Source organism: uncultured Porphyromonas sp. (genome assembly GCF_938046015.1).
Classification (GTDB): Bacteria; Bacteroidota; Bacteroidia; order Bacteroidales; family Porphyromonadaceae; genus Porphyromonas.
The window spans coordinates 1-24,218 of record NZ_CALIXW010000020.1 but is presented as its reverse complement, the minus strand read 5'-3'; the positions used below and the strand labels follow the sequence as shown (position 1 = coordinate 24,218).

The following is a 24,218-nucleotide window of genomic DNA, read 5'->3' as shown; positions in this document are numbered from 1 at the left end:
ATCGCTAGCGGCTAGGGAGGAGGCGCTGCTCCAGCTCGCCCTCGAGGCAGATATCCTTGACGCGCAGCTGCAGGAAGCTCTGGGCGTAGAAGTTGTTCTCCTCGAGCTCGTAGCACAGCGCGAAGGCCTCGTGGCGCGCCAAGGCCCCTGCGTAGCGGGCGCCACCGAGGGCGAAGCCGTGCAGCGGACGTATGCGCTGGTAGTAGTCCGTCAGGCGGAGGTTGAGGTGCTGCAGGCTGCGGCCGACGGCGCGCGAGCCGCCAGCATCCCTCAGGCGATGCGTCATGAAGAGCGGGCGCTCATTGTTCGTACCGAAGGGATAGAGCATATCCAGCTGCCTCAGCAGCGTCTTGGTGATCTCCTGCGGCTGGAGCTTGGCGTCGATCTGCAGGGTGGGGAGGAAGCGCGCCTGCTCGCCAGCGGTATGGGCATAGGCCTCGATGCGCTCGGCGAAGAGCTCGAGGCGATCGGGGTGAACGGTCATCCCCGCGGCGAAGGTATGCCCGCCGAAGTTCTCCAGACAGTCCTCACAGGCCTGTATCGCGGCATAGAGGTCGAAGCCTCCCGAGCTACGCGCCGAGCCCGCGAGCCACTCGCCCGAGCGCGCTAGGATGATGACGGGGCGGTGCAGTCGGTCCGCTAGGCGTGCCGCCACAATGCCCATGACGCCCTTGTTCCACTCGGGGTGGTAGAGGACGAGGATCTTGCGCTCCAGGAGGGCGGGCTGGCTCTCGACCAGCGCCAGTGCCTGACGCGTGACCTCCTGATCGAGGTCCTGACGCTGTCGGTTGTAGTCGTCGAGGATCTGGCTCTGTGCCTCGGCCGTGCGGGCGTCCTCGGCGATGAGGAGCTTGACGGACTCAGCCCCGTGCGCCATACGCCCTGCGGCATTGATGCGCGGGCCTAGCTCGTAGTAGATGCTGGCCATATCCACATGCCCCAGGCGCACCTTGCCGCGACGCATGAGGTAGGAGATGCCGACCGAGGGGGAGGTATTTAGCTGGCGTAGGCCATGGTAGCAGAGGATACGGTTCTCCCCAAGGATAGACACGCGGTCCTGGGCGATACTCAGCACGAGGAGCTCTAGGTGGGCGAAAAGCTGACTCAGCGGATGCCCGAGCTGCTGAGCCAGTCCCTGCAGGAGCTTGAAGGCCAGTCCGCAGCCCGAGAGCTCGGTGAAGGGGTAGGTATTGTCGGCTCGCTTGGGATTGAGCAGTGCCACAGCCTGCGGCAGCGTCTCGTCGGGCTTGTGGTGATCGCAGATGATGAAGTCGATGCCGAGCGTGCGGGCGTAGGCTACCTCCTCGACGGCCTTGGTGCCCGTATCTACGGCGATGATCAGCTGGACGCCTGCCTCGGCAGCCTCAGCCACGCGCGCCGAGGTGACGCCGTAGCCCTCGTCATAGCGGTCGGGGATATGGTAGCGCAGCTGCCCAGGGGCACAGTAGGCGCGTAGGTAGCGGTAGAGCAGCGCCACGGCGGTAGTGCCGTCGACGTCGTAATCGCCGTAGATGAGGATCCTATCCCCACGCTCGAGGGCGAGGCTGAGGCGCGCCACGGCGGCCTGCATGTCCTGCATGAGGAAGGGATCGTGCAGCTCCTCGAGCCGCGGATGGAAGAAGCGCTCGGCCTCCTCGACCGAGCGCACGCCGCGCTCGACCAGGAGGCGCCCCATCGCGGGATAGAGCCCGAGGCTATGGGCGAGGCTACGGCCTAGCTCCTCGTCCTGCTCACTGAGGGCGCACAGCTGCCAGCGATGCTCGGGAGGCCTCACTTGTCGCTGGAGTTGTTCGTAGGACGGAGGAGGTAGTAGCGCTCACGCTCCTTAGCGCCGACGGAGTCCTTGATCCGCAGCACCTGATAGGTCTTACCCGCGTGCTGCTGCTCGCGGGAGGAGAGGATGGCCTCGCGTGCCGTCTCATGCCAGTGCTGCTCCACCAGCAGGGCATCCGAGGCCGAGCGCACCTGGATGGCCTTGTCCCAGCTCTCACCCGTACCCGTGTGGCTGATCATACTCATCAGCTCGACCAGCTGGTACATGTAGGTGTTGAACTTCGCATCCTTGAGGTGCAGCGAGAGGTCGCAGGCACGCTTGATCAGCGGGAGGTAAGTCGGCGTACGCCACAGACCCTGCTGGACGACCTTGAGCGCCTCAGCAAAGCGGCTGCGATCGATCAGCGAGTCCGCCTCGCGCTCTATGTGCTCGAGGAAGGAGCCCGTGTCCTTGCGGTCAGAGACGGCAAAGTAGAGCTCGTGGAGCTCACTCGTGGTGAGCGTCGTATCGGCACGGCGGAAGCGCGTCGTCAGCAGCTCGGAGGCCTGCACGCCGAGGTCACTGACCTGCTGCATGGGGCGGTCGCCACCCGTACGCAGACGGAGGCTGTCCTGGCGCATCTGCTCGAGCTGCTCCTCGCTGGGGGCATAGCTGCGTACGTAGCTGCGGCTGCGGGAGGAGTGCTTGCCTCTACCCTTGGATTTGCTCTTAGACTTGCTGGAGCTCTTACTTGAGCTTTTGCTCTTGGACTTCTTAGGCGTCTGGCTGCGGCTGCTCTTCTTGGCACTCGCGCTGGTCTTAGGCTTGCTGCGCCGAGCGGCCGAGGCATCGGGCAGGGACAGCGTGAACGTGAGGAGCGCTAGGAGTGCGGTGAGGAAGCGGCGTATGAGGTGCATATGCGATGTAGTCTATATAATGATGCGAGGGGATACCAGCTAGATAACGGCACAGTACCCGCTACTCGTATCCCTCGTGAGAGCGAAGGCTCAAGGGGCCTCAGACCCCTACTTCGCTATACAAAGATACGAATATCGCACCGAGCACCCCTACAGTGCCGCAGCACGCGTGCTGCATCCCCGCCCGCTCTCAGCTCGTACTGAGCGCCTTAGGCTGTCGCCCTCAAGTCCTCTCCGATAGGAGCAGCGGCAGACTAGCCCGCCTGAGAGACAAGGCGGCAAGGCCGCACGTGAGGGCGGGCGCACTCAGGCGGGGCCGAGGGCAAGACAAGGCCGAGTCGGGGGCGGCCTAAGGGGGAGGAGCGCTGAGGGATATCAGTGGGCGCGCTGAGGGACGTCCATCACGAGCGCGAGGGATAGCAGTCAGCCTCGTGAGGGATAGCCCTCAGCGCGCGAGGAGCCCAAGCGCCTCAGGGCGCAGCAAGGGGGGACAGCCTTGCTCCGACGGGTACTTAGTCCGCCGTCCTTTGGCTATCTTTGCTCTACGAAGGACTACGCTAGCAAGACATCAATCAGATCACAACCCCTATGACACAGCGCACGACCAGCCTCTTCACCCTATCGGCGGTGATGCTGAGCTTCTTCGCCATGGGCTTCGTGGACCTAGTGGGCATTGCCTCCAACTACGTCCAGAAGGACCTAGGCCTCAGCGACAGCGAGGCCAACCTCTTCCCCTCGCTCGTCTTCTTCTGGTTCCTCCTCTGCTCCGTCCCTACGAGCATGCTGATGAATAGGATCGGGCGCAAGAGCACCGTCCTCGTGAGCCTCATCCTGACGGTGCTCTCGCTCTTCGTCCCCCTCCTCGGGGAGAGCTACTGGGTGATGCTCCTCTCCTTCTCCCTCCTCGGGATAGGCAATGCCATCATGCAGACCTCGCTCAATCCGCTGCTGAGTGACCTCATCAGCCCTGACAAGCTGGCCAGCAGCCTGACCTTCGGGCAGTTCGTCAAGGCCATAGCCTCCTTCCTCGCTCCGCTCATCGCCTCCTGGGGCGCGACGCAGGCCATCCCCGAGCTGGGACTCGGCTGGCGCATCCTCTTCCCCATCTATGCCACTATCGGTATCCTCAGCGTGCTAGCGCTGAACGCGACCCGCCTCGAGCACGAGACCGCGAGCGAGTCGGTGAGCTTTGCCAAGTGCCTCGGCCTGCTGGGCCGCCCGACGATCCTCCTCTGCTTCCTCGGGATCATGTGTCACGTGGGGATAGACGTGGGGACGAATACCGTAGCGCCCAAGATCCTCATGGAGCGCCTCGGGCTGAGCCTCAACGAGGCAGCCTTCGCTACGATGCTCTACTTCATCTTCCGCACAGCGGGCTGCCTGACGGGCTCCATCCTGCTGCGCCGCTTCTCGAGCCGTAGCCTCCTCGGGCTCAGCGCCCTGATGATGCTCGTGGCGATGGGGATCCTCACCCTCTCGCACCAAGCGATGCTACTCTACATCGCCATAGCGCTGGTAGGCCTAGGCAATAGCAATGTCTTCCCCATCATCTTCGCGGAGGCCCTCGGCAGGGAGCCCGAGCACAAGAATGAGGTCAGTGGGCTGATGATCATGGGGGTCTTCGGGGGGACGGTCTTCCCCCTCCTCATGGGCTATGCCAGCGACTGGATGGGGCAGACGGGTGCCGTCCTGGTCAAGCTCCTCGGCGTGCTCTACCTCCTCTTCCTGACGACGAGGCTGAAGAAGTAGCCCGCAGGCAGCAGCGCTCCCAGCCGAGGCCGCGCCGCATCGGCCTTCCGTGCTAAGCGCTAAAGGACAGGGCCCCGCGCTCCATCCCCACGAGGGTGAGGATAGAGCACGGGGCTCTGTCTTGGCTTCGGACGCTCGGGCTCGAGGCGCGGCAGGAGCTCGGAGCGCAGTGGAGCGGGCGCGGGGGGCGACCTACAAGTACCCTAGGCTCCTGGGGATTATCCCTATCTTTGTCCGAGGCCTCGCCGAAGGAGGAGTACCGCGAGGGCTAGGGGCAGTACACGCCCCGAGCCCCTCTGTGCGTTCGTTCCTTGAGCATCCCCATATATATAATGTATAGCCGTCTCTCCCTATGACCCGATACCGCCGCTGGCTCTACAGCCTCGTCCTCCTCATCCTCGCCCCCCTCGGGCTCCTCGGCCAGAGCCACGAGCGCGACAGCCTCGCCGAGCAGCAGCGCCAAGCCCAGTACCTCGCCCTCATCGACTCCAGCTTCGTCGCGGGTGGCCGCGGGGACTATGCGCTCGCCAGCCGACAGCTACGCGAGGCCCTGCGCCTCTACCCCCGCACAGCGATGAGCCCCATGCTGCTCAACAACCTCGGAGGCCTGCAGCAGCTCCAGGGCGACACCGCTGCCGCCCTCCTCTCCTATACGGCCGCCCTCGAGCAGGACCCCCAGGAGGCCACCACGCGCTTCAACCGCGCCAAGCTCTTCGTCCGCATGAAGCGCCCCAAGGCCGCCCTCACCGACTTCGCCCTCCTCATCGCGCAGGAGCCCAAGAACGAGCTCTACCGCTACCAGCGCGCCATGCTCTACCTCCTGCAGCAGGACTACGCCGCCGCCGAGCTCGACCTCAAGGGCATCATCGAGCAGAACGCCTCCAGCCTCAAGGCCCGCATCGGCTACGCCCTCTTGGAGACCATGCGCGGCAACTACAGCGAGGCCGAGCGCCTCTATGCCTACCTCGTGGACAAGCTACCGCGCAATGCCGAGGTCTACGAGGGTCGAGCCCGTATGTATCTGGCGCGCGGGATGCGCGGCTTCGCCCAGCGCGACATCAACCTCGCCCTAGAGCACTCGGGGGCCAAGCCCTCCAGCACGCTCTATCGACTACGCGCCGAGCTGGCTCAGATCGAGGGTAATATGCGCCTGGCTGCCGAGTCGCTCCGCCGCGCCGAGGAGCTCGAGCGCAGCGGCCTCTAAGTATCCTCCGACTGCCCTCCGCCCTTAGCCCCGCCCAAGCCCTCCCGCCTCCATGACCTCCCCCCAAGCCCCCTTCCTAGAGCAGGTCGCCGCGCACTTCCTCGCCGAGGACCTCGACCGTTACCTCTTCGTCTTCCCATCCAAGCGTGCCCAGAGCTTCTTCCGTCACTACCTCGGACAGCTAGCTAGCGAGCGGCCGATCTTCGCCCCCGAGCTCTGCACGATGAGCGAGTTCGTCGGGCGCCTCGTACCCGAGCGGCGCGTGCTGGATAGGGCGGCGCAGCTTTTCGAGCTCTACGAGGCCTACCGCGAGGTACGCCCTGCCGAGGAGGTCGAGTCCTTCGATGACTTCGTCTACTGGGGCAACATCATCCTACAGGACTTCGACCTCATCGACCGCTACCTGGTGGATCCGACGAGTCTGTACCGCAATATCAGTGAGCTGAAGGCTTTGGAGGGGAACTTCTTTGACTACTGGGAAGCGGCCGAGGAGGAAGAGACGCTAGAGGAGCTCCAGGCGCTGTGCGAGGCCTTCTGGCAGATCTTCGGCAGCCATCCGAAGGGGAAGGCCTCCTCGGACGAGGATGCCGCGGAGCGCTTCCTAGCCTTCTGGCGCTGCCTGGCGCCCCTCTACAACCGCTTCGCCGAGCGGCTCGAGGCGGCGGGCTACACGACGGACGGCTACCGCTATCGCCTGGTCAATCACGAGCTGGGGGAGCGTCTGGAGCTATTGGATGGGGAGAAGCAATGCGTCTTCGTCGGGCTCTTCACCGTGCCGCGTGCCGAGCGTCGCATCCTGCGCCACTTGGCCGATCGCGGGCAGGCAGCCTTCTGCTGGGACCGCCGCGTACAGATCGTCGCAGATAAGGAGCACCCCGCACACCGCTATCTCGCCCGCCTCAGTGAGCGCCTCGGCGCCGAGGTCAAAGGCCGGTGGAACGACCCCGACGTACCGCTCCTACCCGAGCAGATCACCCGCCTCATCACCTCGGGACGCATCGCCGAGACCAAGGCCCTACCCAGTCTCCTCACCGAGCACCTAGGGCTCACGCCCGAGGACGGCGCCCTCGACACCGCCATCATCCTCCCGGACGAAGGGCAGCTGCTGGCGGTGGCGAACGCTCTGCCCGAGAGCTTCCAACAGATCAACATCACCCTCGGCTTCCCGCTGGAGCGCACCCCGATCGCACTGCTCCTGCAGCGCTGGATGCAGCTGCACGACTATGCCCAGCTGCAGCAGACGCGAGGTTCCTACCCTGCTGACCGCGTCCTCAGCCTCATCGGGCTGCGCCTCGTCTCGCAGTCTGCGCCCCTCATGGCAGCCCTCATCGGCAGGCTACGCCGTGGGCGCTTCCACATCACGACGCAGCGGCTCTTCGCCCTCAGCGGGGAGCTCGCCGCCCAGCTGCCTAGCGAGGAGGCCGCCGACACCGAGCGCCAGATCCAGCTGCTGCACCTGCTCTTCGACCCCATCGACAGCCCACTGGAGCTGCTGGAGCGCCTAGCGCGCATCCTACAGCTCCTGCAGGAGGAGCTGCTGAGCCGTGAGCTAGCACGTCAGGAGGAGGAAGCTGAAGGGGGGGAAGGGCTGGAGGCCGAGGCCTCGGAGGAGGCCAGCGAAGCCTTCGACCTAGAGTTCGTCTACCACTACCAGCGGCTCCTGACGCGCCTGAGTGACCTCATCAAGAGCAAGGCCGAGCGCGTCCCGCTGAGCGTACAGACGACGATCGGGCTGCTGGACGAACTGGTGCGGCTGGTGACGATCCCCTTCGAAGGCAACCCACTGCAGGGCATCCAGGTGATGGGACTTATGGAGACGCGCGGCATCCAGCTGGAGCACATGATCTACCTCTCGGCTCAGGACGACGTGCTGCCGAGGGATCAGTACACTCACAGCCTGATCCCGGTGAGCCTTCGCCGAGCCTTCGGCCTACCGACAGGCAGCGCAGATGATCCCGGGAGCGACTATACCTTCTTCCAGACCATAGCGCGGGCGCGCCGACTGGTCTTCGTCGCCTCACCCAGCGACCCTATGGGCAGCCAGAGCGAAGAGAGCCGCTACATCAAGCTCCTCCGCTATGTCTACGACTGCCCCATAGAGACGCTGCAGCTGCAGCTACGGAGTCGTCGTCAGCCCCCGCAGCTCATCGTCCAGCCCAAGACGCCTCAGGTGCTGGCGCAGCTCGAGAAGTACCTCGGCGACGAGGGCACGCCCCCGCGCCGCCACCTATCCCCCTCGCGCCTCAAGGACTACCTAGTCTGCCCTCTCTCCTTCTATTATAAGAGCGTGCTCGACCTCTCGGAGGAGGACGAGCCCGAGCTGATGATGCGGGCCAATGACTTCGGCACCGTCTACCACGAGGTCATGGAGCACATCTACAAGGAGCGCCGCGGGCACCTCCTAGACGCTGAGGTCTTCGCCAGCGCACGGCGGGAGGTCGACCGCCGCGTGGAGGAGAGCTACGCCGAGCTCTATGAGCTGAAGGACACGCAGCAGCTCAGCCCCCTCGACCAGCTCTATGTCCACATGATCAAGCGCTACGTACAGCGTAGCCTCGAGGTCGACAGCAGCACGCCCCAGCTACAGATCGAGGCGGGCGAGGCAGAGCTCTCCATCAGCTACCCCCTAGTGCAGGGAGCGGCAGGGCGCTGTGTGGGGCTCAAGGGACGCATCGACCGCATCGACAGCTGTGCCGCGGGGGAGGACAGCCCCGACGAGCCGCGCCACTACCGCGTCGTGGACTACAAGACGGGCCAGGATAGGATCAGCCTCAAGGGCGAAGGGATAGCGAGCCTCAAGCTAGCAGACAATAAGGCCATCCTGCAGACGCTCTTCTACTGCCTCCTCGTCCTCTATGATAAGCCCGACAGCTACGATGCTGCACGGCTCTACCCCGTCATCTACCTCCTGCGCGGGGACAGTGGCCTCGTCAAGAGGGGCGCCCAGTACGACGGCCGCATCAAGGGGCTGGAGCGCCTCCTCACGGCTCCCAGCGCAGCTGCAGAAGACAGGGAGGAGGTGGACAAGCCCGCCAAAGGCAAGGGCAAGGGTACACGCTCCCGCGCCCCGCTATCCTATGGCGCGGTGCAGGCGGACTTCGAGGCCTTCCTGCGGCAGCAACTTAGCGAACTCTTCGACCCTGCCGTCCCCTTTGTCCAGACTGAGGACGCTAAGTCCTGCGAGCACTGTAGCTTCCGCAGCCTATGCGGTCGCTAGAATAGCGCTACCTTTGCACCGAGCCCCTAGGAGCTGGGGGTTAAGGCTACGAGCCACGCTCTGAGTGCCGCTCCCCCACCCTCGAGACTAGCGCCGTGCCCTGCCCCTGAGCTTCGTCCCCCACCCGCACGCGCTCTTCCTTCACTTATTCCTCGCCTTCACCACAAGCCCTATATAGATGTCACGCCTCTTCCTCCTCGATGCCTACGCGCTGATCTACCGCGCCTACTACGCCTTCATCAAGAACCCGCGCATCGACAGCTCGGGACGCAATACCTCCGCTGTCTTCGGCTTCGTCCTCATGCTGGAGGACCTCTTGGCTAAGGCACAGCCCGACGAGCTGGCCGTAGTCTTCGACCCTAAGGGCGGCACCTTCCGCCACCGCGAGTACCCCGAGTACAAGGCGCAGCGCGAGGAGACGCCCGAGGGCATACGTATCGCTGTGCCGCTGATTCGCCAGCTGCTGGAGGCCTACCGCATCCCTGCCATCGAGGTAGAGGACTTCGAGGCGGACGACGTCATCGGCACGCTCAGCCAGCAGGCCGCCGCCGCAGGGCAGGAGGTCTATATGGTCACCCCCGACAAGGACTATGGGCAGCTCGTCGGCCCCCAGGTATGGATGTACCGCCCTGCCACGGGCGGCGGCTACGAGCTCTGGGGCGAGGAGGAGATCAAGGAGAAGTACGGCCTACAGCATCCCAGCCAAGTCATCGACTACCTCGCCCTCCTCGGGGACAAGGTGGACAACATCCCCGGCTGTAAGGGCATAGGGGAGAAGGGCGCGCAGAAGCTCCTGGCGGAGTACGGCAGCATCGAGGAGCTGCTGGCCCATGCCCAGGACATCAAGGGCGCCACGGGGCGCAAGATCCTAGAGGGCGCCGACGACATACGCCTCTCCTACTATCTGGCGACGATACGCCGCGACGTGCCCATCCACTACGAGCCGGGGGCCTACAGACTGCAGCCCAAGGATGAGGAGGCGGTACGGGAGCTCTTCGAGGCGCTGGAGTTCCGCACGCTCCTCAGCCGTGTCCTCGGCTCGAAGCCCGCACCCGCACCCAAGGCAGCTGACCTCCCCGCTGATGATCTCTTCGCCAGCCTCGAGGAGACGGAGGAGGCCGCCACCCCTGCCCCTACGGAGCTAGCGCCCCTACGTATCGAGCTGCTGACGGACGAGACGCTGGAGGCCTTCGTCCAGCGCGCCGCTGCTGCCAGTGTCCTCACCTTCGACAGCGAGACCACGAGCGTAGACCCACTGAGGGCCGAGCTCGTCGCCCTGACCTTCGCCCTCGACGACAGCTGCACCTACTACCTCGACATCCCCGCCGAGCGTAGTGCCGCCCTCGCCCTTCTGGAGCGCCTACGTCCGCTCTTTACCTCCACGCGCTCGCTCAAGGTCGGGCAGAACCTCAAGTACGACCTCCAGGTACTGCTCAGCTACGGCATCGAGGTCGCGGGCGAGCTCTTCGACACCATGATCGCCCACTATCTGCTCTATCCCGACATGCGTCACGGGCTAGATGAGCTAGCGGATAAGTTCCTCGGATACCAGATGATGAGCTTCGAGGAGCTGATCGCACCGCAGAGCGCCAAGCACTTCGACCTACGCCAGGTGGCCCCCGAGCGCCTGCAGTACTACGCCTCGGAGGATACGCACATCATCTACCAGCTCTACCGCTACCTACGTGAGCGCCTCGAGGCCGCCCAGCTCACGCAGCTCTTCCGCGAGGTGGAGATGCCGCTGCTACGGGTACTGCTACGCATGGAGCGCACGGGGGTGCGCCTCGACAAGGACTGCCTCGCCCGTCAGGGCGCTGCCCTCGAGATGCGCCTGAGCGAACTGGAGGAGGAGATCAACGCCCTCATCGGTCACCCGATCAACATCAACAGCAGCAAGCAGGTAGGCGAGGCGCTCTTCGACGAGCTGCAGATCGTGGAGAAGCCCAAGAAGACGAAGACCGGCGGCTACACCACGAGCGAGGAGGTACTGGAGAAGATCCGTGACAAGCACCCCGTAGTGGAAAAGATCCTCGACTACCGCGGGGTGAAGAAGCTGCTCAGCACCTACATCGACACCTTGCCCGAGCAGACCTACCCCGACGGCAAGATCCACACGACCTTCAACCAAACGATAGCCGCCACGGGGCGCCTCTCCAGCAGCAACCCCAACATACAGAACATCCCCATCCGCACCCCCGAGGGACGCGCCATACGCGAGGCCTTCGTCCCCGAGCCGGGCTGTACCTTCCTCTCGGCCGACTATTCGCAGATCGAGCTCCGACTGATGGCGCACTTCAGCCAGGACGAGGCTCTGATCGAGGCCTTCCGCTCGGGGCAGGACGTCCATCAGGCCACTGCGGCCAAGATCTACGGCCTCAGCCTCGAGGAGGTCACCAGCGACATGCGCCGCAGAGCCAAGACGGCGAACTTCGGCATCATCTACGGCATCTCGGCCTTCGGTCTCAGTGAGCGCCTCTCCATCTCGCGCAAGGAGGCCAAGGAGCTCATCGATGGCTACTTCGCCTCCTACCCCGGCGTAGCCCGCTACATACACGAGGTGGTCGAGCAGGCCAAGCAGCAGGGCTATGTCTCCACCCTCCTAGGCCGCCGACGCTCCCTACCCGACATCAACAGCGCCAACACCGTCGTGCGTGGCTATGCCGAGCGCAACGCCATCAACGCCCCGCTGCAGGGATCGGCCGCCGACCTCATCAAGATCGCTATGATACGCCTCGAGGAGGAGCTGCGCAGCCGCGGCCTACGCTCCGAGATCCTGCTGCAGGTGCATGACGAACTCAATCTCAACGTCCCTCTGGACGAGCTCGACGAAGTCACCCACCTCGTGCGCACGACGATGGAGTCCGTCTATCCCGAGCTACGCGTCCCGCTGGAGGTCAGCATCGGCACGGGTGCCAACTGGCTGGAGGCGCACTAAGCCACCCGCCCGCTCCCATCCACCAGCACCTCTACCCTAATACGCTCGAGGGGGCACACCGCAGCTGCGGCGTGCCCCCTCGGGCTTTTTGTGTCTGTCCCGCGTCCTTAGCGGGTGATGGCCTTGAGCCAGGCGAAGAGCTCGTTCAGGGCATAGTCGCCGCTGTGGGGACGGTTCCACGGGAGCTTGAAGTCCACGGCTCGCCCATGCTTACGGAGCTGAGCCGCGAGGTTGATCACGATGGGGAAGGCCGTGTCTCGGTCCCGAGCCCCATGGCGGAGATACCAGTAGGGGGCATTCGTCGCCTGGGCATCCCCGATGAAGCCCATAGGGTTCATCAGGCGCACACGCTCTAGGAGCTCGGCGCTGAGCTTTGCCCCCGTCTTGCCTGCTGCCCATGGGGTGAAGTTAGCATCCGATCCGCGGGCGTCGCCGAAGAGGCCATTCTCGCCGCTTGCCTCAGCACCATCCACCTGATAGCTATCGAAGGCGGGGACGCCCTTGAGCGGCTGCGTGGTCACGACATAGTTCAGGTACTTCTCTAGGTCAAGCCCCGTGATGTACTCCCCTTGCTGAGGGGCACCGCGACGCATCCCTCGAGGGGCGAATGGTAGCCCCGCTGGAGCTGGGGGCTGCCCTACACCGCCATTGATCGGCGCCTGGAAGGCCACCTCCGCCGAGAAGCTGAAGCCCAGCGTATCGGCGATGTTCGCCCCAGCATCCTTCGCCGCCTGAGCGCTCTCGATGAGGAGCTCCTTGATGTAGTCTCGATAGTTATCTGCGGTCAGCGCCCTGCCGTCGGGTCTGGCTAGGCCCAGCGAGTTGAGGTAGGCGGGGTACTGTGCCGCCAGCTCCTCAGTTAGCTGCCGCTGCACCTCGGGCAGCGCCTGGCGGCTGGCCGTCCCCCCGTAGAGCCATTCGTAGGCCATATCGGCGTGCTCTAGGTCGGTAATGGGACAGAAGCAGACACTGGCGAAGACGTCGTCCCGCTCGTCGGCGGCGCCCATAGCCTTGAGGAGCGGAGCGTAGGCGGGATGATTGCCCGTAGCACCTACGAGGGCGGACATCGCCCCGCCCGCGCTCGTGCCGTCGATGATGATCTTCTCCGTGTCTCCTGGGAGCTCTCGGTCGAAGTGGCGAAGGTAGCGGATGGCGGCCTTGAGGTCAAGCAGTCCCTTGGGGGCACGCCCCGTATAGAGGGTCTGCTTCCCCTGCTTGACGGTAGAGCGACGTCCGCGGCTCCCGGGGATAACGAGGACATAGCCCTCTGCCAAGGCTCGGCCACTGGCATCGGCCGCCTGAGGATAGCCCGCCGTGCTCTCCATATACCCACCGATATAGGTGCGGACGAAGATGGGCGTCTGCTCTGTCGCCCCCTCGGGGACGAAGACATTGAGATACTGATAGGTGGAGTCCTCCACCTGGGAGACGAAGTACTGCTTCGTGTAGGCCGTATAGTGCACGATGCGCCCGTCGGGCATCGTCAAGGAGGACTTAGCGCTCTTGCTCGCGTCGAATTTCAGTGGGGCCTGAGGCTTGGCCTGTGCCGAGACCATGCAGGCAGCGCCCAGCAGCGCTAGGATGCTTTTTCTCTTCATTATTTGATACCTTGTCTGATGATGCATTCCCCTCTGCCCGCACACGCGCTCGCCAACCTAGTCTCTACGGCTAGAGCACCGTCGGAGCATCGAGGGCTCGCGATGCCCTAAAGGTACAAAAGTCCGCCAAAAAACATCGAGCCGCCTCTTAAGGCCGTCTACCCCGAGCTCAGCATCCCGCTGGAGGTAAGCATCGGCACGGGGGCCAACTGGCTGGAGGTGCACTAAGTCCCCCGCCACCACCCATCCTCCAGCACCTCCACCCTAAAAAAGCCCGAGGGGGCACACCGCAGCTGCGGTGTGCCCCCTCGGGCTTTTTGTGTCTGTTCTGTCCTTAGCTGGCGGGAGCGCAAGCCTCGTCTGCTTCTTGTCCGAAGCAGCCGTGCGCCACGCTCTGAGCGGGATGGCTTGCCTCGTCGCCTTACCCGCAGCTCCGCCCACCTACTGCGGGGGCGAGGCTGAGGGATATCCCTCACGACCGTCCGACCTATCAGTAACGGCGCTGACCGATACCCCTCAGCACGCTGACTGATATCCCTAAACGCCGCCGATACTTATCCCTCACGGAGCTGAGGGCTAGCCGTGACGCTGCCGAGAGCTATTCCACGTCGCTAACGAGGTGGCAAGCTACCGTAGCAAAAGGCTACGGACAAGGAGTAGCAAAGCTAAAGAGAGGCTTCGCGAGACACAACTATAGGTGCTCCTTTATAAGGCCCTCTATGATCTTCTTGAGAGAAGCAGCCAGTACTGGATTAACTAAATTAGCAAATTGAGGTGCAATGTACGCTCCCACCTCAATTAGTTTAATTGAGGGTTTGCTAGCATAGTCGCGGATTTTCTTCCGTGTTGCTCCCCTTGTTCTCGCTGCAGTAACAAGAATATCGCAACCCGTTTCTTCTGCGAATTTTAGATTGCCCTCGATCTCTTCCAAGCCATCTCCTTTCGTCGTCACAGCGACTCGGGCATCTTCATAATCGACAAGCACCTCCCTATCCTTCCCCTGAGGCCAATCTTTTCGATTCGGATCCAAAAGTCCGATCAGATGGTTAAGCGATGTCGTCTTACCAGAATCATGGGGGCCGTAAAGCATGATGATTATCCTCTTTGACGGACTAGTTGAATTTCCACTCATCTTACATATAGAATTAGGTTACACAGGTATCCTAGCTCTTCGCCGCACTCCTCTGAGTACGGCAAGCGCTAGGGGCTAACTATGATTCAAAGGTACAAAACTTTCCGTAGCATACTAGCACTAATTAGCGCATACTCTATTAGGAGGACAAGGCCGAGGAGTCTTGCGCCACGCTCCGAGCGGGATGGCTTGCCTCGTCACCTTACCCGCAGCTCCGCCCACCTACTGCGGGGACGAGGCTGAAGGATATCCCTCACGGCCTTCCGACCTATCAGTGACGACGCTGACCGGTACCCCTCTGCGCGCTGACTGATATCCCTAAACGCCACCGATACTTATCCCTCACGGAGCTGAGTTCTAGCCGTGACGCTACCGAGGGCTATTCCGCTCCGCAGCTTAGCGCGTAGCAGCGTAGAGATCATACGCTGAGCTCGCTACCGAGACAGACCATTTTCGGGAGCTCCCGAAAATGGTCTCCGCACTTCGCCCCCCAGGAGCGATCCGAATCCTCTGTCCAGCGCATAGCTGCGAGGGAGCGTTCCCCGCTCTACCAGCCAGAGGGGGACCAAGTCATCGCAGGGCTGGATAGGCAGGGCTAAGGGGCACGATCCAGCGGCGGGGAGAGCAAAGGAGGAGGAGGACGGCGAGCAGGATAAGGAAGCACGCAAAGCAGCGAGGCGAGGCGCCGCGATCGATGCCCCCAAAAAGCCGTACTTTTGTACTCATAAGGACGTTAGTTAGTATAAAGGAGCCTAGCAGCAGGCATCAAGCATAGGAGCATTATGAGCCACACGATCAGCGAAGAGGTCGACGACGAGCAGCATCACGAGCACGCGGGCGGGGCTTGTCCCAACCATCAGCATAGCCACGCGCATGAGGCGGAGCACTGTCACGGGCACCAGCATAGCCACGAGCACGAGGGAGGAGCTTGTCCCAGCCCGCAGCACAGCCACGGGCACGAAGTAGGGCACAGCCATAGCCACCGTCATCACGGACACGGCCATCACCACCATCACCATCATAACGAGGCGGAGGGGAATATCTTCTTGGGCTTCGTGCTGAACCTCTTCTTTGCCCTCGTGGAGCTCGTCGGCGGGCTCTATACGGGGAGTGTAGCGATCTTGTCGGATGCGCTGCACGACTTCGGTGACTCCTGTTCGCTGGGCGTAGCTTGGTATCTGGAGCGCCTGTCCAAGAAGGGCCGCGACCAGAACTTCAGCTACGGCTACAAGCGCTTCTCCCTGCTGGGAGCCTTGCTCATCTCCATCATCCTGCTCGTGGGCTCGGCCTTCGTCATCAAGGAGTCCATCGAGCGCATCATCACCCCGAGCGAGCCGCATGCGGGGGGGATGTTCGTCCTCTCCCTCTTCGGCCTCGCGGTCAATGGCTACGCGGCCTGGCGTATGATGGGCGGTAGCTCGCTCAACGAGCGTGCCATGCGCGTGCATCTGATGGAGGACGTGCTGGGCTGGGTGGCTGTACTCATCGTCAGCGTCGTCATGTACTTCGTCGACCTCCCCATCCTTGACCCCATCCTCTCGCTCTGCATCACGGGCTGGGTACTGTACAATGTGTACTTCAATCTCAGGGACAACCTCCGCATCTTCCTCCAAGGTGTGCCCGAGGACGTCGATAGCGAGGAGCTCGTCGAGGAGGTGCTGCGCTTGGAGGGCGTGCTGTCCGTGCACGACGTGCACCTCTGGACGCTCAACGGCGAGCAGCACATCGGCACCCTGCACCTCGTCTACGACTGCGAGCGCCTGACCAAGCCGCGCCAGCTCGCCGAGCTCAAGGAGGCCGTGCGCCAACTAGCTACAGCGCGCCTAGTGAGCCACCTCACCATCGAGCTCGACCCCAAGGGCTGCAGCTGCGGCCTGGAGCAGTGCTAAGGCTCCGCCCCTAGACAACGACGCGATATATCCCCCGAATGAATCCCAAGCTATATCTACCCCTAGCGCTCCTGGTGCTAGGGCTCCCAGCGCCTGCACTGGCGCAGCAGCCCCAGTCCAAGACCCTAGATCCCTACGCCGTACGGGAGGTCGAGACGATCCCCGACGAGATCAAGATGGTGCGCGGTGACAAGCTCCGTGCCTACCGCCTCATCCCCGAGGTGGGGCGCACCGTACGCGTCCAGATGCCCGACACCCTGACGCACTACACCTACGAGTATATCAGCCCCGAGTACCGCAGCCTAGGGGTCAGCTATCAGGGGAATATGAGTTCGCTCTGGCAGAGCAAGTACTTCTTCGACCGCCCGCAGGGCGTCAGCGACTTCTTCTACGTCGATGGCTACTACGGCATGCTCTACACACCGAGCGAGGTGCGCTTCTACGACACCAAGACGCCCTTTACCCTAGTGCGCTATCAGAAGAACTTCGCCACCAACGAGGCAGAGGACGTGCTGGCGGCGGACTTTGGGGTCAACCTCGGTCGCAGGCTCAACCTCGGCGTGAACTTCGACTACCGCAACGCCCTCGGCTACTATACCTATAATAGGAGCAAGGACGCCCGCTACCGCGTCTTCACCAGCTACCGCGGCGACCGCTACGAGCTCTACGCCTACGTGGCCAACGACTACTACAAGCAGGAGGAGAACGGTGGGATCACCAATGCCGACTATATCAACAACCCCGAGCGCTATACCAACGGACGCACGCGCATCAGCGCCAAGGACGTCCCCGTGCTGCTGGATCGCAACCTGCACAACCTGCAGCGCCTCGGGCACGCCTTCCTCGCGCAGACCTACCGCTTCGGGAGCTACCAGCGCCGCGCGGTACGCGTCCCCGCCCCCAACACGCCTGGGATGGTGGTCGGGAGCGACAGTCTCCAGGTGGATAGCCTCGTCTTCGTCCCCGTCGCAGGCCTCTCGCTGACTAACTACTACACCAAGCACAGCCGTCAGTTCAAGGCCGAGAGCCCCTCCGAAGCCTTCACTAAGGCCTTCGGCCCGCCCGTCGTGTCGCACAAGGTAAAGGCTGCCGACGGCACCGAGACGGACCTCACGATGCCGAACGATAGTGCCCAGCTCGCCACGCTGCGCACCACGGTGGCGCTCTCGCTGCTGGAGGGCTTCCGTCCCTGGGTCAAGTTCGGCCTCTCGGCCTACCTAAGACAGGAGAACAACTGGGCTGACCTACCCGACAGCACGACGCACCGCTACCAGCGGCAGCGCTTCTCCTCGACCTTCGTCGGCGGCCTCATCGAGCGCCGTGAGGGTGAGGGACTCAACTTCTCAGCACGTGCCGAGCTGGGCGTCCTCGGCTCTGACCTCGGCGCGCTACGCCTAGAGGGGGATGTGCGTACCGCCTTCCGCATCGCAGGGCGCCGTTTTGCCCTTGAGGCGGACGCACTGGTAGACAACTCCTCCCCCTCCTTCTTCGCGGCGCACCACCACGGCACCTATGGTTGGTGGGACAAGCAGCTGGAGTTCACCCGCCGCGCAGAGCTCGGCGCCCGCCTCCACCTAGACTCCTGGGGCACCAGCGCAGAGCTACGCACGAGCTCGCTGCAGAACTATCTCTACTTCGACAGCAAGGGCGAGACGCAGCAGTACGGACCCCTGATCCAGGTACTGGCCCTGCGTCTACGACATGCCAACCGCTGGGGCATGCTGAACTGGGAGCTGGACGCCGCCTATCAGAAGAGCTCCGTAGAGAGCATCCTGCCCCTGCCCGAGCTCTCGGCAGCGGCGGATGTCTACCTCCGCTTCCTCGTAGCGAGCGTCATGCGCATTGACCTCGGGGTCAAGGGCTACTGGCACAGCAGCTACCGCGCACCCTACTATCAGCCCACGACGCAGCAGTTCGCACTGCAGACCGAGGGCTATGTCGGGGGGAAGACCGCACTGGTGAACGCCTATGCCAACTTCCGTCTCAAGCGCGCCCGCTTCTTCCTCGAGATGTACAACGTCGGCGAGGCGCTCTTCTCCAACCCACGCCTCTCGATGCACAAGTACCCCTACGCCCCCATGCACCTGCAGGCTGGCGTCGTCGTGGACCTTAATAACTAGCCCCGCCTATGACGCTCCCCAAGCTCACCCCACGCCTCCTCGGCTACCTCCTTGCGCTGCTGCTAGCCCTCGGACTGATGTACTACCTGCGTCCCAGCGCGGGCACTAGCCGAGACAGCGAGGAGGCTATCGTCCAGCGCGACTGGCCCGAGATCCAGCGCGAGGGTGTACTGCGCATCCTCTCGGCCTATACCGACGGCGCCGTCGAGATCAAGGGCGGCCTGCGTACGGGGGCTATCTACGAGCTGGCAAAGCAGCTCACGGCCCGCAGCGGCCTCCGCGTGGAGGTCGTGCTGGAGAACGACTGGCCGCGCGCCCTCGCAGCGCTGCGCCGCGGTGAGGTCGACCTCATAGCGCGCCCACTGGCTCATACCTCCGAGGTCGACACCCTCTCCTTCCGTCCCTGGCGTGCCCACAGCGCTGCACCCCTCTACCTCGTGCAGCGCCGCGACAGCGCCCAGCTGATCCGCCAGCAGCTCGCCCTCGGCGGCAAGACCATTGTCCTGCCCGAGGGCTCGCCCTACACGCTCTTCGTCCAGCACCTGAGCGAGGAGATCGGCGAACCCATACACCTCAGCTATGACTCCCTCTACCCGAGCGAGCAGCTGGCGATGCGTGTGGCCGCGGGCAGCATAGACTATACGCTGGCTACGGGACGCGAGGCGGAGCGCTACCGCAAGATCCTCCCCGAGCTCGACTGCAGCCTCCCGCTGAGCTACACCATACGCGAGGCCTGGCTGCTGAGGCGTGACGCGCCGCAGCTGGCCGATAGCCTCAGCCGCTGGCTCCCCTAGCTCCTCCCATCCCTGACCCTATTTATTCCCAAAACCCTATGGATACGAAGACAAGCAAAGCAAGCCTACCCCAGGAGTTCACCAAGCGCATCTCCGACTACCTCTACAAGCTCCTCGAGGAGGCCGAGGGCAAGCATCGCCACGGCGAGGGCACCGATGCCAGCTACCGCAGCATGATCGCTAGCCTGGCTGGCGAGCTGCTCAAGGAGTCCGACGAGCTCGCTGCCGCCCTCCCGCTCCCCCCAACCAAGGAGGCCGTCCCCCACCTGCTGCCCGCCATCGAGACGCGCCGCTCGGCACGCCGCTATGTAGACACTCCGCTCACGGGCGACGAGGTACAGCTGCTGCTGGAGGCCGCTCTGCGTGCGCCTTCGTCCAAGAACAAGCACACCACACAGTTCGTTCTCGTCGAGGACAAGGCGACCCTCGAGGAGCTGAGCTATATGCGTGAGAGCGGTGCGGGCTTCCTCAGACAGGTGCCCCTGGGCATCGTCGTCCTCGGCTCGCCCATGGAGTGCGAGCGCTGGATCGCTGATGCCTCGCTGGCGGCAGGCTTCATCCAGCTGCAGGCCGAGGCTATGGGCCTAGGCAGCTGCTGGGCGGATGCCTACGGCTGCTACACGGGTGCGGGACAGGAGTCCACCGAGTATGTGCGCAATGTCCTCGGCATCCCCTACCAGCTCGAGGTGCTCTGCATCATCGCCGTCGGCCACCGCGAGCGCATCCCCGAGCCTCGTCCTACCGAGAGCCTCAAGTGGGAGAAGATCCACATCGGCCGCTACGTAGTCCCCGAGGAGCCTAGCGAAGTCGCCGAAGCCTAGATGGAGGCACGAAGCCCAGAGCAGCCCCCGCGGATTGTCCTCCTCGGTGCGGGGCGGCTGGCGAGCCACCTCGCGCATGCCCTCCTCAGGCATCCCGAGGCAGGGACGCTCGTACAGCTCTACAGCCGCAGCCGTGCCTCCGTGGAGCGCCTCTCCTCGGAGCTGGCCGAGCTGTATGACACGCGCGGGCTCGCCCTCACCACGGAGCTCACGGAGCTACTGCCCGAGGCGGATATCTACCTCTTTGTCCTCAGCGACGACGCCCTGCCCGAGCTGTGGCAGCGACTCGAGGGGCGGACGCGCGGGCTGTGGGTACACTGCTCGGGTGCTACCTCGCTGGGGCGCCTCCTCGAGTACCACCCTCAGGGCGCCGTGCTCTATCCGCTGCAGACCTTCAGCCGTGAGCGCGCCGCTGCGGGGAGCTACCTCCCCTTCTACATCGAGGGCAGTGACGCCACGAGCCTAGCGAAGGTACGACGACTGGCGGAGCTGCTGGGAGATGAGGTGCACGAGGCGACCAGCACGCAGCGCCTCTACCTCCACCTCGGCGCCGTGCTGGCGTGCAACTTCTCCAACTACCTCGTCCTCGAGGCCGAGCGCCTGCTGGAGCGTCAGGGACTGCCGCCCAAGGCGCTCCTCCCGCTACTGGATGAGCTCCTCATGAAGCTCCACTCGCTCCCCGCCCGCGAGGCCCTCACGGGGCCTGCCGCTCGGGGCGATGAGGCTACGATGCAGCGCCACGAGGAGCTCCTCACGGCTGAGCCCGAGCTGCAGCAGCTCTACCGTCTGCTCTCCGAGCGTATCCAGCAGCGCCTCCGCTCCTAGCCACCCCGCCGCTCGAGCATACGCGACAGCCCCCTGCCCCACACTCGGTGGGACAGGGGGCTGTCACGTATCATGGCAGGCAGCTCCCCCTCGGGGCGAGCGCCTACACGGGCGGGCTACTTAGCCGCCTTATAGATGAGGTCGATACTCTGCTGGATCTCCTCGGGGCTGAGGTCACCGAGCGTCTGCGTGGGGATACCCTCCATAGGGATGAAGAGCACCATGGGGATGCTCTGCACGCGGAAGATCTGGGAGAGCTCGGCATTCTTATCCACGTCGACCTTGTAGAAGTCGATCTTGCCCTCGTACTTCTTGGCTACGGCCTCGAGCTTGGGGCCGAGGCTACGGCAGGGGCCGCACCAGGTAGCATAGAAGTCCACGACGGCGGGGCGCTTGCCCTTGAAGACGAACTTCGTGGGATTAGCCTTATAGTCGTATATGTTGGCGCGCATGAAGGCGGCGTCAATATGCTTGACCAGTTCCTTCTTGGCTTCGGCAGGCTGACCAGCCTGCGCCTCGGGCTTCGCCTGCTGCTCCGTGCTAGAGGCCTTAGCCGTGCAGGCGGAGGCGCTCACCAGGCTGAGGGCAGCGAGCCCGAATGCTAGGATCGTTCTTTTCATCTCTGTAGTCAATTAGCGTTCTACTTGGCTATAGAAGCCCTCAAGAGGGCAGATTGTTCATTTCGAGGGCTTATTCGCGGCGAAGTGGCATCGTAGAGCAGCGAAGGAGCCCACCCATCTTGGAGATCTCCTGATAGGGGACCTCCTCGACCGTCATCCCCCAGACGGAGCGCAGATGTTCGTTGAGGCGGACGAAGTAGCGGTCACTGATCAGTGCCTCGGGGCTAAGCGAGACGACGTTGGTACTCATATGGTAGGCCTCGTCGGGCGTCACGCGGAAGAGCTGGTCCTTACCGAAGATCTCCTCCATCAGAGCCACGTCGCGCTGGTGCATGAAGCCCTCGGGATAGATCAGCGCACGCCCTCGGGAGACGGGCTGGAAGGCGCAGTCCAGGTGCAGCACCGACTGGCGGGGATCGTGGTCATGCTTGCATAGCTCGATGGGGATGATCTGCTTGTGCGGGAAGCGCTCGCGGAACCAATCCAGCGCATAGTGATTGGTGCGTGCCGTCTTGTAGCTCGAGTAGTCCTCCCCGAGGTAGGTGCCGACGAAGATGATATCATCGTAGAGCAGGATGTCCCCGCCCTCGGTGTGTACCCGCTCGGGCAGAGTCTCGAGGTGTCCCTCAGCGATGCGGGGGAAGACGGAGCGTCCGAAGGCCTCGGTCTCGAGCCCACGGTCGGGGATGAGATTGGAGATGAAGAGCGTGTCCTCGATGGTGAAGGCGACGTCGCGGGCGAAGACCTGATTGTAGTCCTCTAGCGGTGCGGGGCGAAGGACCTCGACGCCGTAGCGCTCGAGCACTGCCAGCACAGCATCCATCTCGTGGATGATGTCCGCCTGGCTGGGGAAGCAGCCTAGCTGTACCGCCTCGTAGCTCTTGGCATCGTAAGTCTCTTGGAGGGTGGGGATGGGCCCTATGCTATAGGGGAGACCGAGGACGACGGTCTTGAGTAGTCCCGTCTCGTTGGTCACGTGTGGAAGTATACGTTCCATAACAGCTGAGTGTATGAGTAGCCAGCCCCACAGCGGGGCGGCTAAGACAAAGATACTCATTCCCCTGCAGTCTACACAGCCTCCGTCCAGCTCACTCGGGGTAAAGAAAGAGCGGTCATCCATCCCGTGGGATAGATGACCGCCTATAAGGGACTCCGATGAGGACGCTTGTACTTCGCAGCCCTCGGGAGCTAAGGAATTGTCTTCCTACTTCTTGCGGTTGCCGTAGCGGCTCATGAACTTGTCTACGCGACCAGCCGTGTCGACCAGCTTTGCCTTACCCGTGAAGAAGGGGTGCGAGGTGCTGGAGATTTCGACCTTGATCAGGGGATACTCTACGCCGTCGACTACGATCGTCTCCTTGGCGGGCATCGTAGAGCGCGTGATGAAGATGTCTTCGTTAGACATGTCCTTAAATACTACAGGACGGTAGTTCTCAGGATGAATTCCTTTCTTCATTATCTTATAACGTTATAATAAGTTCTTTTTGCCTTTAGTCTCTGTTGGTTGGTAACCGTATAATGAGCGTTAATGGACTACAAAGGTAGCAATAATATCTCACACCCCCATACCTTGTCTGAGCGCGCTCCCCCTAGCCTCAGCCCCTCCGCCCCCACGCCTCAAGGCTAAGTCCCTCCACGCCTCGGAGCTCAAGCCGCTACAAGTCTGAGGCCCGCCCCTCCACAATTCGCACCGCAGCCGTACCCTACCGCGCCGCGCCTCCAGGCGAGCCTAAGTCACAAGCCCCAGCCTCTTCGAGCCAAGCCCCCGCTATCCAGCCTCAATCCTCAGCCCTAGCCAGCCCCAATACCCAGCCACTATAATAGGAACGCGCGCGAGGTCTTCCCCACGGGCGCCCCCATCGCCCTACACTCGCTGCTTTCAGCACGAGGGCAAGCTCCCCCCTTATCCCTCAAGGCGCTGACGGATATCCCTGACGGTGCTGACGGATACCCATCAAGGAGCTTACCGATATCCATCAAGGAGCTGACGGATATCCCTCAGCGTGCTGCTAGCTAGGTCGCAGCACACTGCTTCTCGGCTCATAAGATGACAAGATACGCTTCGCACACACCTAGCCTCTTAGACTAGCGGCCTTCAGCCCCAGCGGGTCGACGCATCGTAAGACACACTTCGCACACCTATCACCACCTAGATCCGAGGCCTTAAGCCCCAACGGGGCGACCTATCCAAAGCCCAGGGTGCGTAGCCCTGTAAGGGCGACCAAACCCTGGGTAACTTGGATCAAACAAAGATAGAGCCCTGCAGGGGCGATCCTTCAATCGGCCCTAGCACACCAGCGCAAGGGCACCCCCACCCTGATCCCCTCGATGGGTCGCCCCTGTAGGGCTCATTTGCATAGAGGGGCGACTGACCCAGGGTTTGGTCGCCCTTACAGGGCTACGCACCCTGGGCTCTGAGCGGGTCGCCCCGCTGGGGCTTGCACGACGGTTCTTCATCTACAAGGGAAGGAAGGAGCGGCGAGGGAGGCGGGAGGCGGACTCGGGGGCGGGGATGAGCGGCGTACTTGCAGGAGTAGAAAAGTCTTCGTACCTTTGCAAGCGCAAACGAAGGCCGTGACGGCCGCACACTGGGGCCTATAGCTCAGCTGGTTTAGAGCACCTGCCTTACAAGCAGGGGGTCATA

The 24,218-nt window shown here is 63.3% G+C and carries 16 protein-coding genes; 9 read left to right on the top strand and 7 right to left on the bottom strand.

Going from position 1 to position 24,218, the window contains the following annotated elements; genetic code table 11:
• Window positions 1-4: 4 nt before the first annotated feature.
• Entirely contained in the window at window positions 5-1,774 is a 1,770-nt protein-coding gene (recJ, locus tag Q0248_RS02335; RefSeq protein ID WP_299319275.1) for a single-stranded-DNA-specific exonuclease RecJ, read from the bottom strand.
• Entirely contained in the window at window positions 1,771-2,670 is a 900-nt protein-coding gene (locus Q0248_RS02330) for a DUF4919 domain-containing protein (RefSeq protein ID WP_299319273.1), read from the bottom strand. The genes recJ and Q0248_RS02330 overlap by 4 nt, the downstream gene beginning before the upstream one ends.
• Window positions 2,671-3,258: 588 nt before the next feature.
• Here Q0248_RS02330 and Q0248_RS02325 point away from each other — a divergent pair.
• From Q0248_RS02325 to polA, 4 genes are all read left to right on the top strand, one after another.
• Window positions 3,259-4,419: an MFS transporter gene (locus Q0248_RS02325; protein ID WP_299319271.1), complete on the top strand. Its 1,161-nt coding sequence runs from the start codon at window positions 3,259-3,261 to the stop codon at window positions 4,417-4,419.
• Window positions 4,420-4,771: 352 nt separating this feature from the next.
• Entirely contained in the window at window positions 4,772-5,623 is an 852-nt protein-coding gene (locus Q0248_RS02320; protein WP_299319268.1) for a tetratricopeptide repeat protein, read from the top strand.
• Between the two features lie 52 nt (window positions 5,624-5,675).
• Window positions 5,676-8,840: a PD-(D/E)XK nuclease family protein gene (locus Q0248_RS02315; RefSeq protein ID WP_299319265.1), complete on the top strand. Its 3,165-nt coding sequence runs from the start codon at window positions 5,676-5,678 to the stop codon at window positions 8,838-8,840.
• Between the two features lie 178 nt (window positions 8,841-9,018).
• Window positions 9,019-11,775, top strand: coding sequence for a DNA polymerase I (gene polA / locus Q0248_RS02310; protein WP_299319263.1), 2,757 nt, complete (start codon window positions 9,019-9,021; stop codon window positions 11,773-11,775).
• Between the two features lie 107 nt (window positions 11,776-11,882).
• Here polA and Q0248_RS02305 read toward each other — a convergent pair whose 3' ends face one another.
• Window positions 11,883-13,373, bottom strand: coding sequence for a carboxylesterase family protein (locus tag Q0248_RS02305; RefSeq protein ID WP_299319260.1), 1,491 nt, complete (start codon window positions 13,371-13,373; stop codon window positions 11,883-11,885).
• 691 nt (window positions 13,374-14,064) lie between these two features.
• Window positions 14,065-14,505, bottom strand: coding sequence for a hypothetical protein (locus Q0248_RS02300; protein WP_299319259.1), 441 nt, complete (start codon window positions 14,503-14,505; stop codon window positions 14,065-14,067).
• A 782-nt stretch (window positions 14,506-15,287) separates the two neighbouring features.
• On the opposite strand from Q0248_RS02300, the gene Q0248_RS02295 reads away from it, so the two are divergent.
• From Q0248_RS02295 to Q0248_RS02275, 5 genes are read left to right on the top strand one after another with little or no spacing between them, the layout of a single operon-like run.
• Entirely contained in the window at window positions 15,288-16,394 is a 1,107-nt protein-coding gene (locus Q0248_RS02295; RefSeq protein ID WP_299319256.1) for a cation diffusion facilitator family transporter, read from the top strand.
• Between the two features lie 38 nt (window positions 16,395-16,432).
• Window positions 16,433-18,514, top strand: a complete 2,082-nt coding sequence (locus Q0248_RS02290) for a putative porin (protein WP_299319253.1) — start codon at window positions 16,433-16,435, stop codon at window positions 18,512-18,514.
• Between the two features lie 8 nt (window positions 18,515-18,522).
• Window positions 18,523-19,308 carry a transporter substrate-binding domain-containing protein gene (locus Q0248_RS02285; RefSeq protein WP_299319251.1) on the top strand — a complete coding sequence of 262 codons (786 nt, stop codon included), beginning with the start codon at window positions 18,523-18,525 and terminating at the stop codon, window positions 19,306-19,308.
• Between the two features lie 38 nt (window positions 19,309-19,346).
• Window positions 19,347-20,129 carry a nitroreductase family protein gene (locus Q0248_RS02280; protein WP_299319249.1) on the top strand — a complete coding sequence of 261 codons (783 nt, stop codon included), beginning with the start codon at window positions 19,347-19,349 and terminating at the stop codon, window positions 20,127-20,129.
• A complete protein-coding gene (locus Q0248_RS02275) occupies window positions 20,130-20,954 on the top strand; it encodes a Rossmann-like and DUF2520 domain-containing protein (protein WP_299319247.1) in 825 nt (274 codons plus the stop codon).
• A gap of 116 nt (window positions 20,955-21,070) precedes the next feature.
• Here the strand turns inward: Q0248_RS02275 and Q0248_RS02270 are convergent, their stop codons facing one another.
• From Q0248_RS02270 to Q0248_RS02260, 3 genes are all read right to left on the bottom strand, one after another.
• Window positions 21,071-21,574, bottom strand: coding sequence for a thioredoxin domain-containing protein (locus tag Q0248_RS02270; RefSeq protein WP_299319245.1), 504 nt, complete (start codon window positions 21,572-21,574; stop codon window positions 21,071-21,073).
• A gap of 70 nt (window positions 21,575-21,644) precedes the next feature.
• Complete coding sequence (locus Q0248_RS02265) at window positions 21,645-22,571, bottom strand: arginine deiminase-related protein (RefSeq protein ID WP_299319242.1); 927 nt, start codon at window positions 22,569-22,571, stop codon at window positions 21,645-21,647.
• Between the two features lie 207 nt (window positions 22,572-22,778).
• Window positions 22,779-23,030 (bottom strand): type B 50S ribosomal protein L31, encoded by a 252-nt coding sequence (locus tag Q0248_RS02260; protein ID WP_009433247.1) that lies wholly within the window; start codon window positions 23,028-23,030, stop codon window positions 22,779-22,781.
• Window positions 23,031-24,218: the final 1,188 nt, after the last annotated feature.

Coding starts and splice junctions, on each gene's coding strand:
- Q0248_RS02280 (WP_299319249.1), top strand. CDS start 19,347: ATGGATACGAAGACAAGCAAAGCAAGCCTACCCCAGGAGTTCACCAAG.
- Q0248_RS02275 (WP_299319247.1), top strand. CDS start 20,130: ATGGAGGCACGAAGCCCAGAGCAGCCCCCGCGGATTGTCCTCCTCGGT.
- Q0248_RS02320 (WP_299319268.1), top strand. CDS start 4,772: ATGACCCGATACCGCCGCTGGCTCTACAGCCTCGTCCTCCTCATCCTC.
- Q0248_RS02330 (WP_299319273.1), bottom strand. CDS start 2,670: ATGCACCTCATACGCCGCTTCCTCACCGCACTCCTAGCGCTCCTCACG.
- Q0248_RS02260 (WP_009433247.1), bottom strand. CDS start 23,030: ATGAAGAAAGGAATTCATCCTGAGAACTACCGTCCTGTAGTATTTAAG.
- Q0248_RS02265 (WP_299319242.1), bottom strand. CDS start 22,571: ATGGAACGTATACTTCCACACGTGACCAACGAGACGGGACTACTCAAG.
- Q0248_RS02325 (WP_299319271.1), top strand. CDS start 3,259: ATGACACAGCGCACGACCAGCCTCTTCACCCTATCGGCGGTGATGCTG.
- Q0248_RS02305 (WP_299319260.1), bottom strand. CDS start 13,373: ATGAAGAGAAAAAGCATCCTAGCGCTGCTGGGCGCTGCCTGCATGGTC.
- Q0248_RS02290 (WP_299319253.1), top strand. CDS start 16,433: ATGAATCCCAAGCTATATCTACCCCTAGCGCTCCTGGTGCTAGGGCTC.
- Q0248_RS02315 (WP_299319265.1), top strand. CDS start 5,676: ATGACCTCCCCCCAAGCCCCCTTCCTAGAGCAGGTCGCCGCGCACTTC.
- Q0248_RS02270 (WP_299319245.1), bottom strand. CDS start 21,574: ATGAAAAGAACGATCCTAGCATTCGGGCTCGCTGCCCTCAGCCTGGTG.
- Q0248_RS02295 (WP_299319256.1), top strand. CDS start 15,288: ATGAGCCACACGATCAGCGAAGAGGTCGACGACGAGCAGCATCACGAG.
- polA (WP_299319263.1), top strand. CDS start 9,019: ATGTCACGCCTCTTCCTCCTCGATGCCTACGCGCTGATCTACCGCGCC.
- Q0248_RS02285 (WP_299319251.1), top strand. CDS start 18,523: ATGACGCTCCCCAAGCTCACCCCACGCCTCCTCGGCTACCTCCTTGCG.
- Q0248_RS02300 (WP_299319259.1), bottom strand. CDS start 14,505: ATGAGTGGAAATTCAACTAGTCCGTCAAAGAGGATAATCATCATGCTT.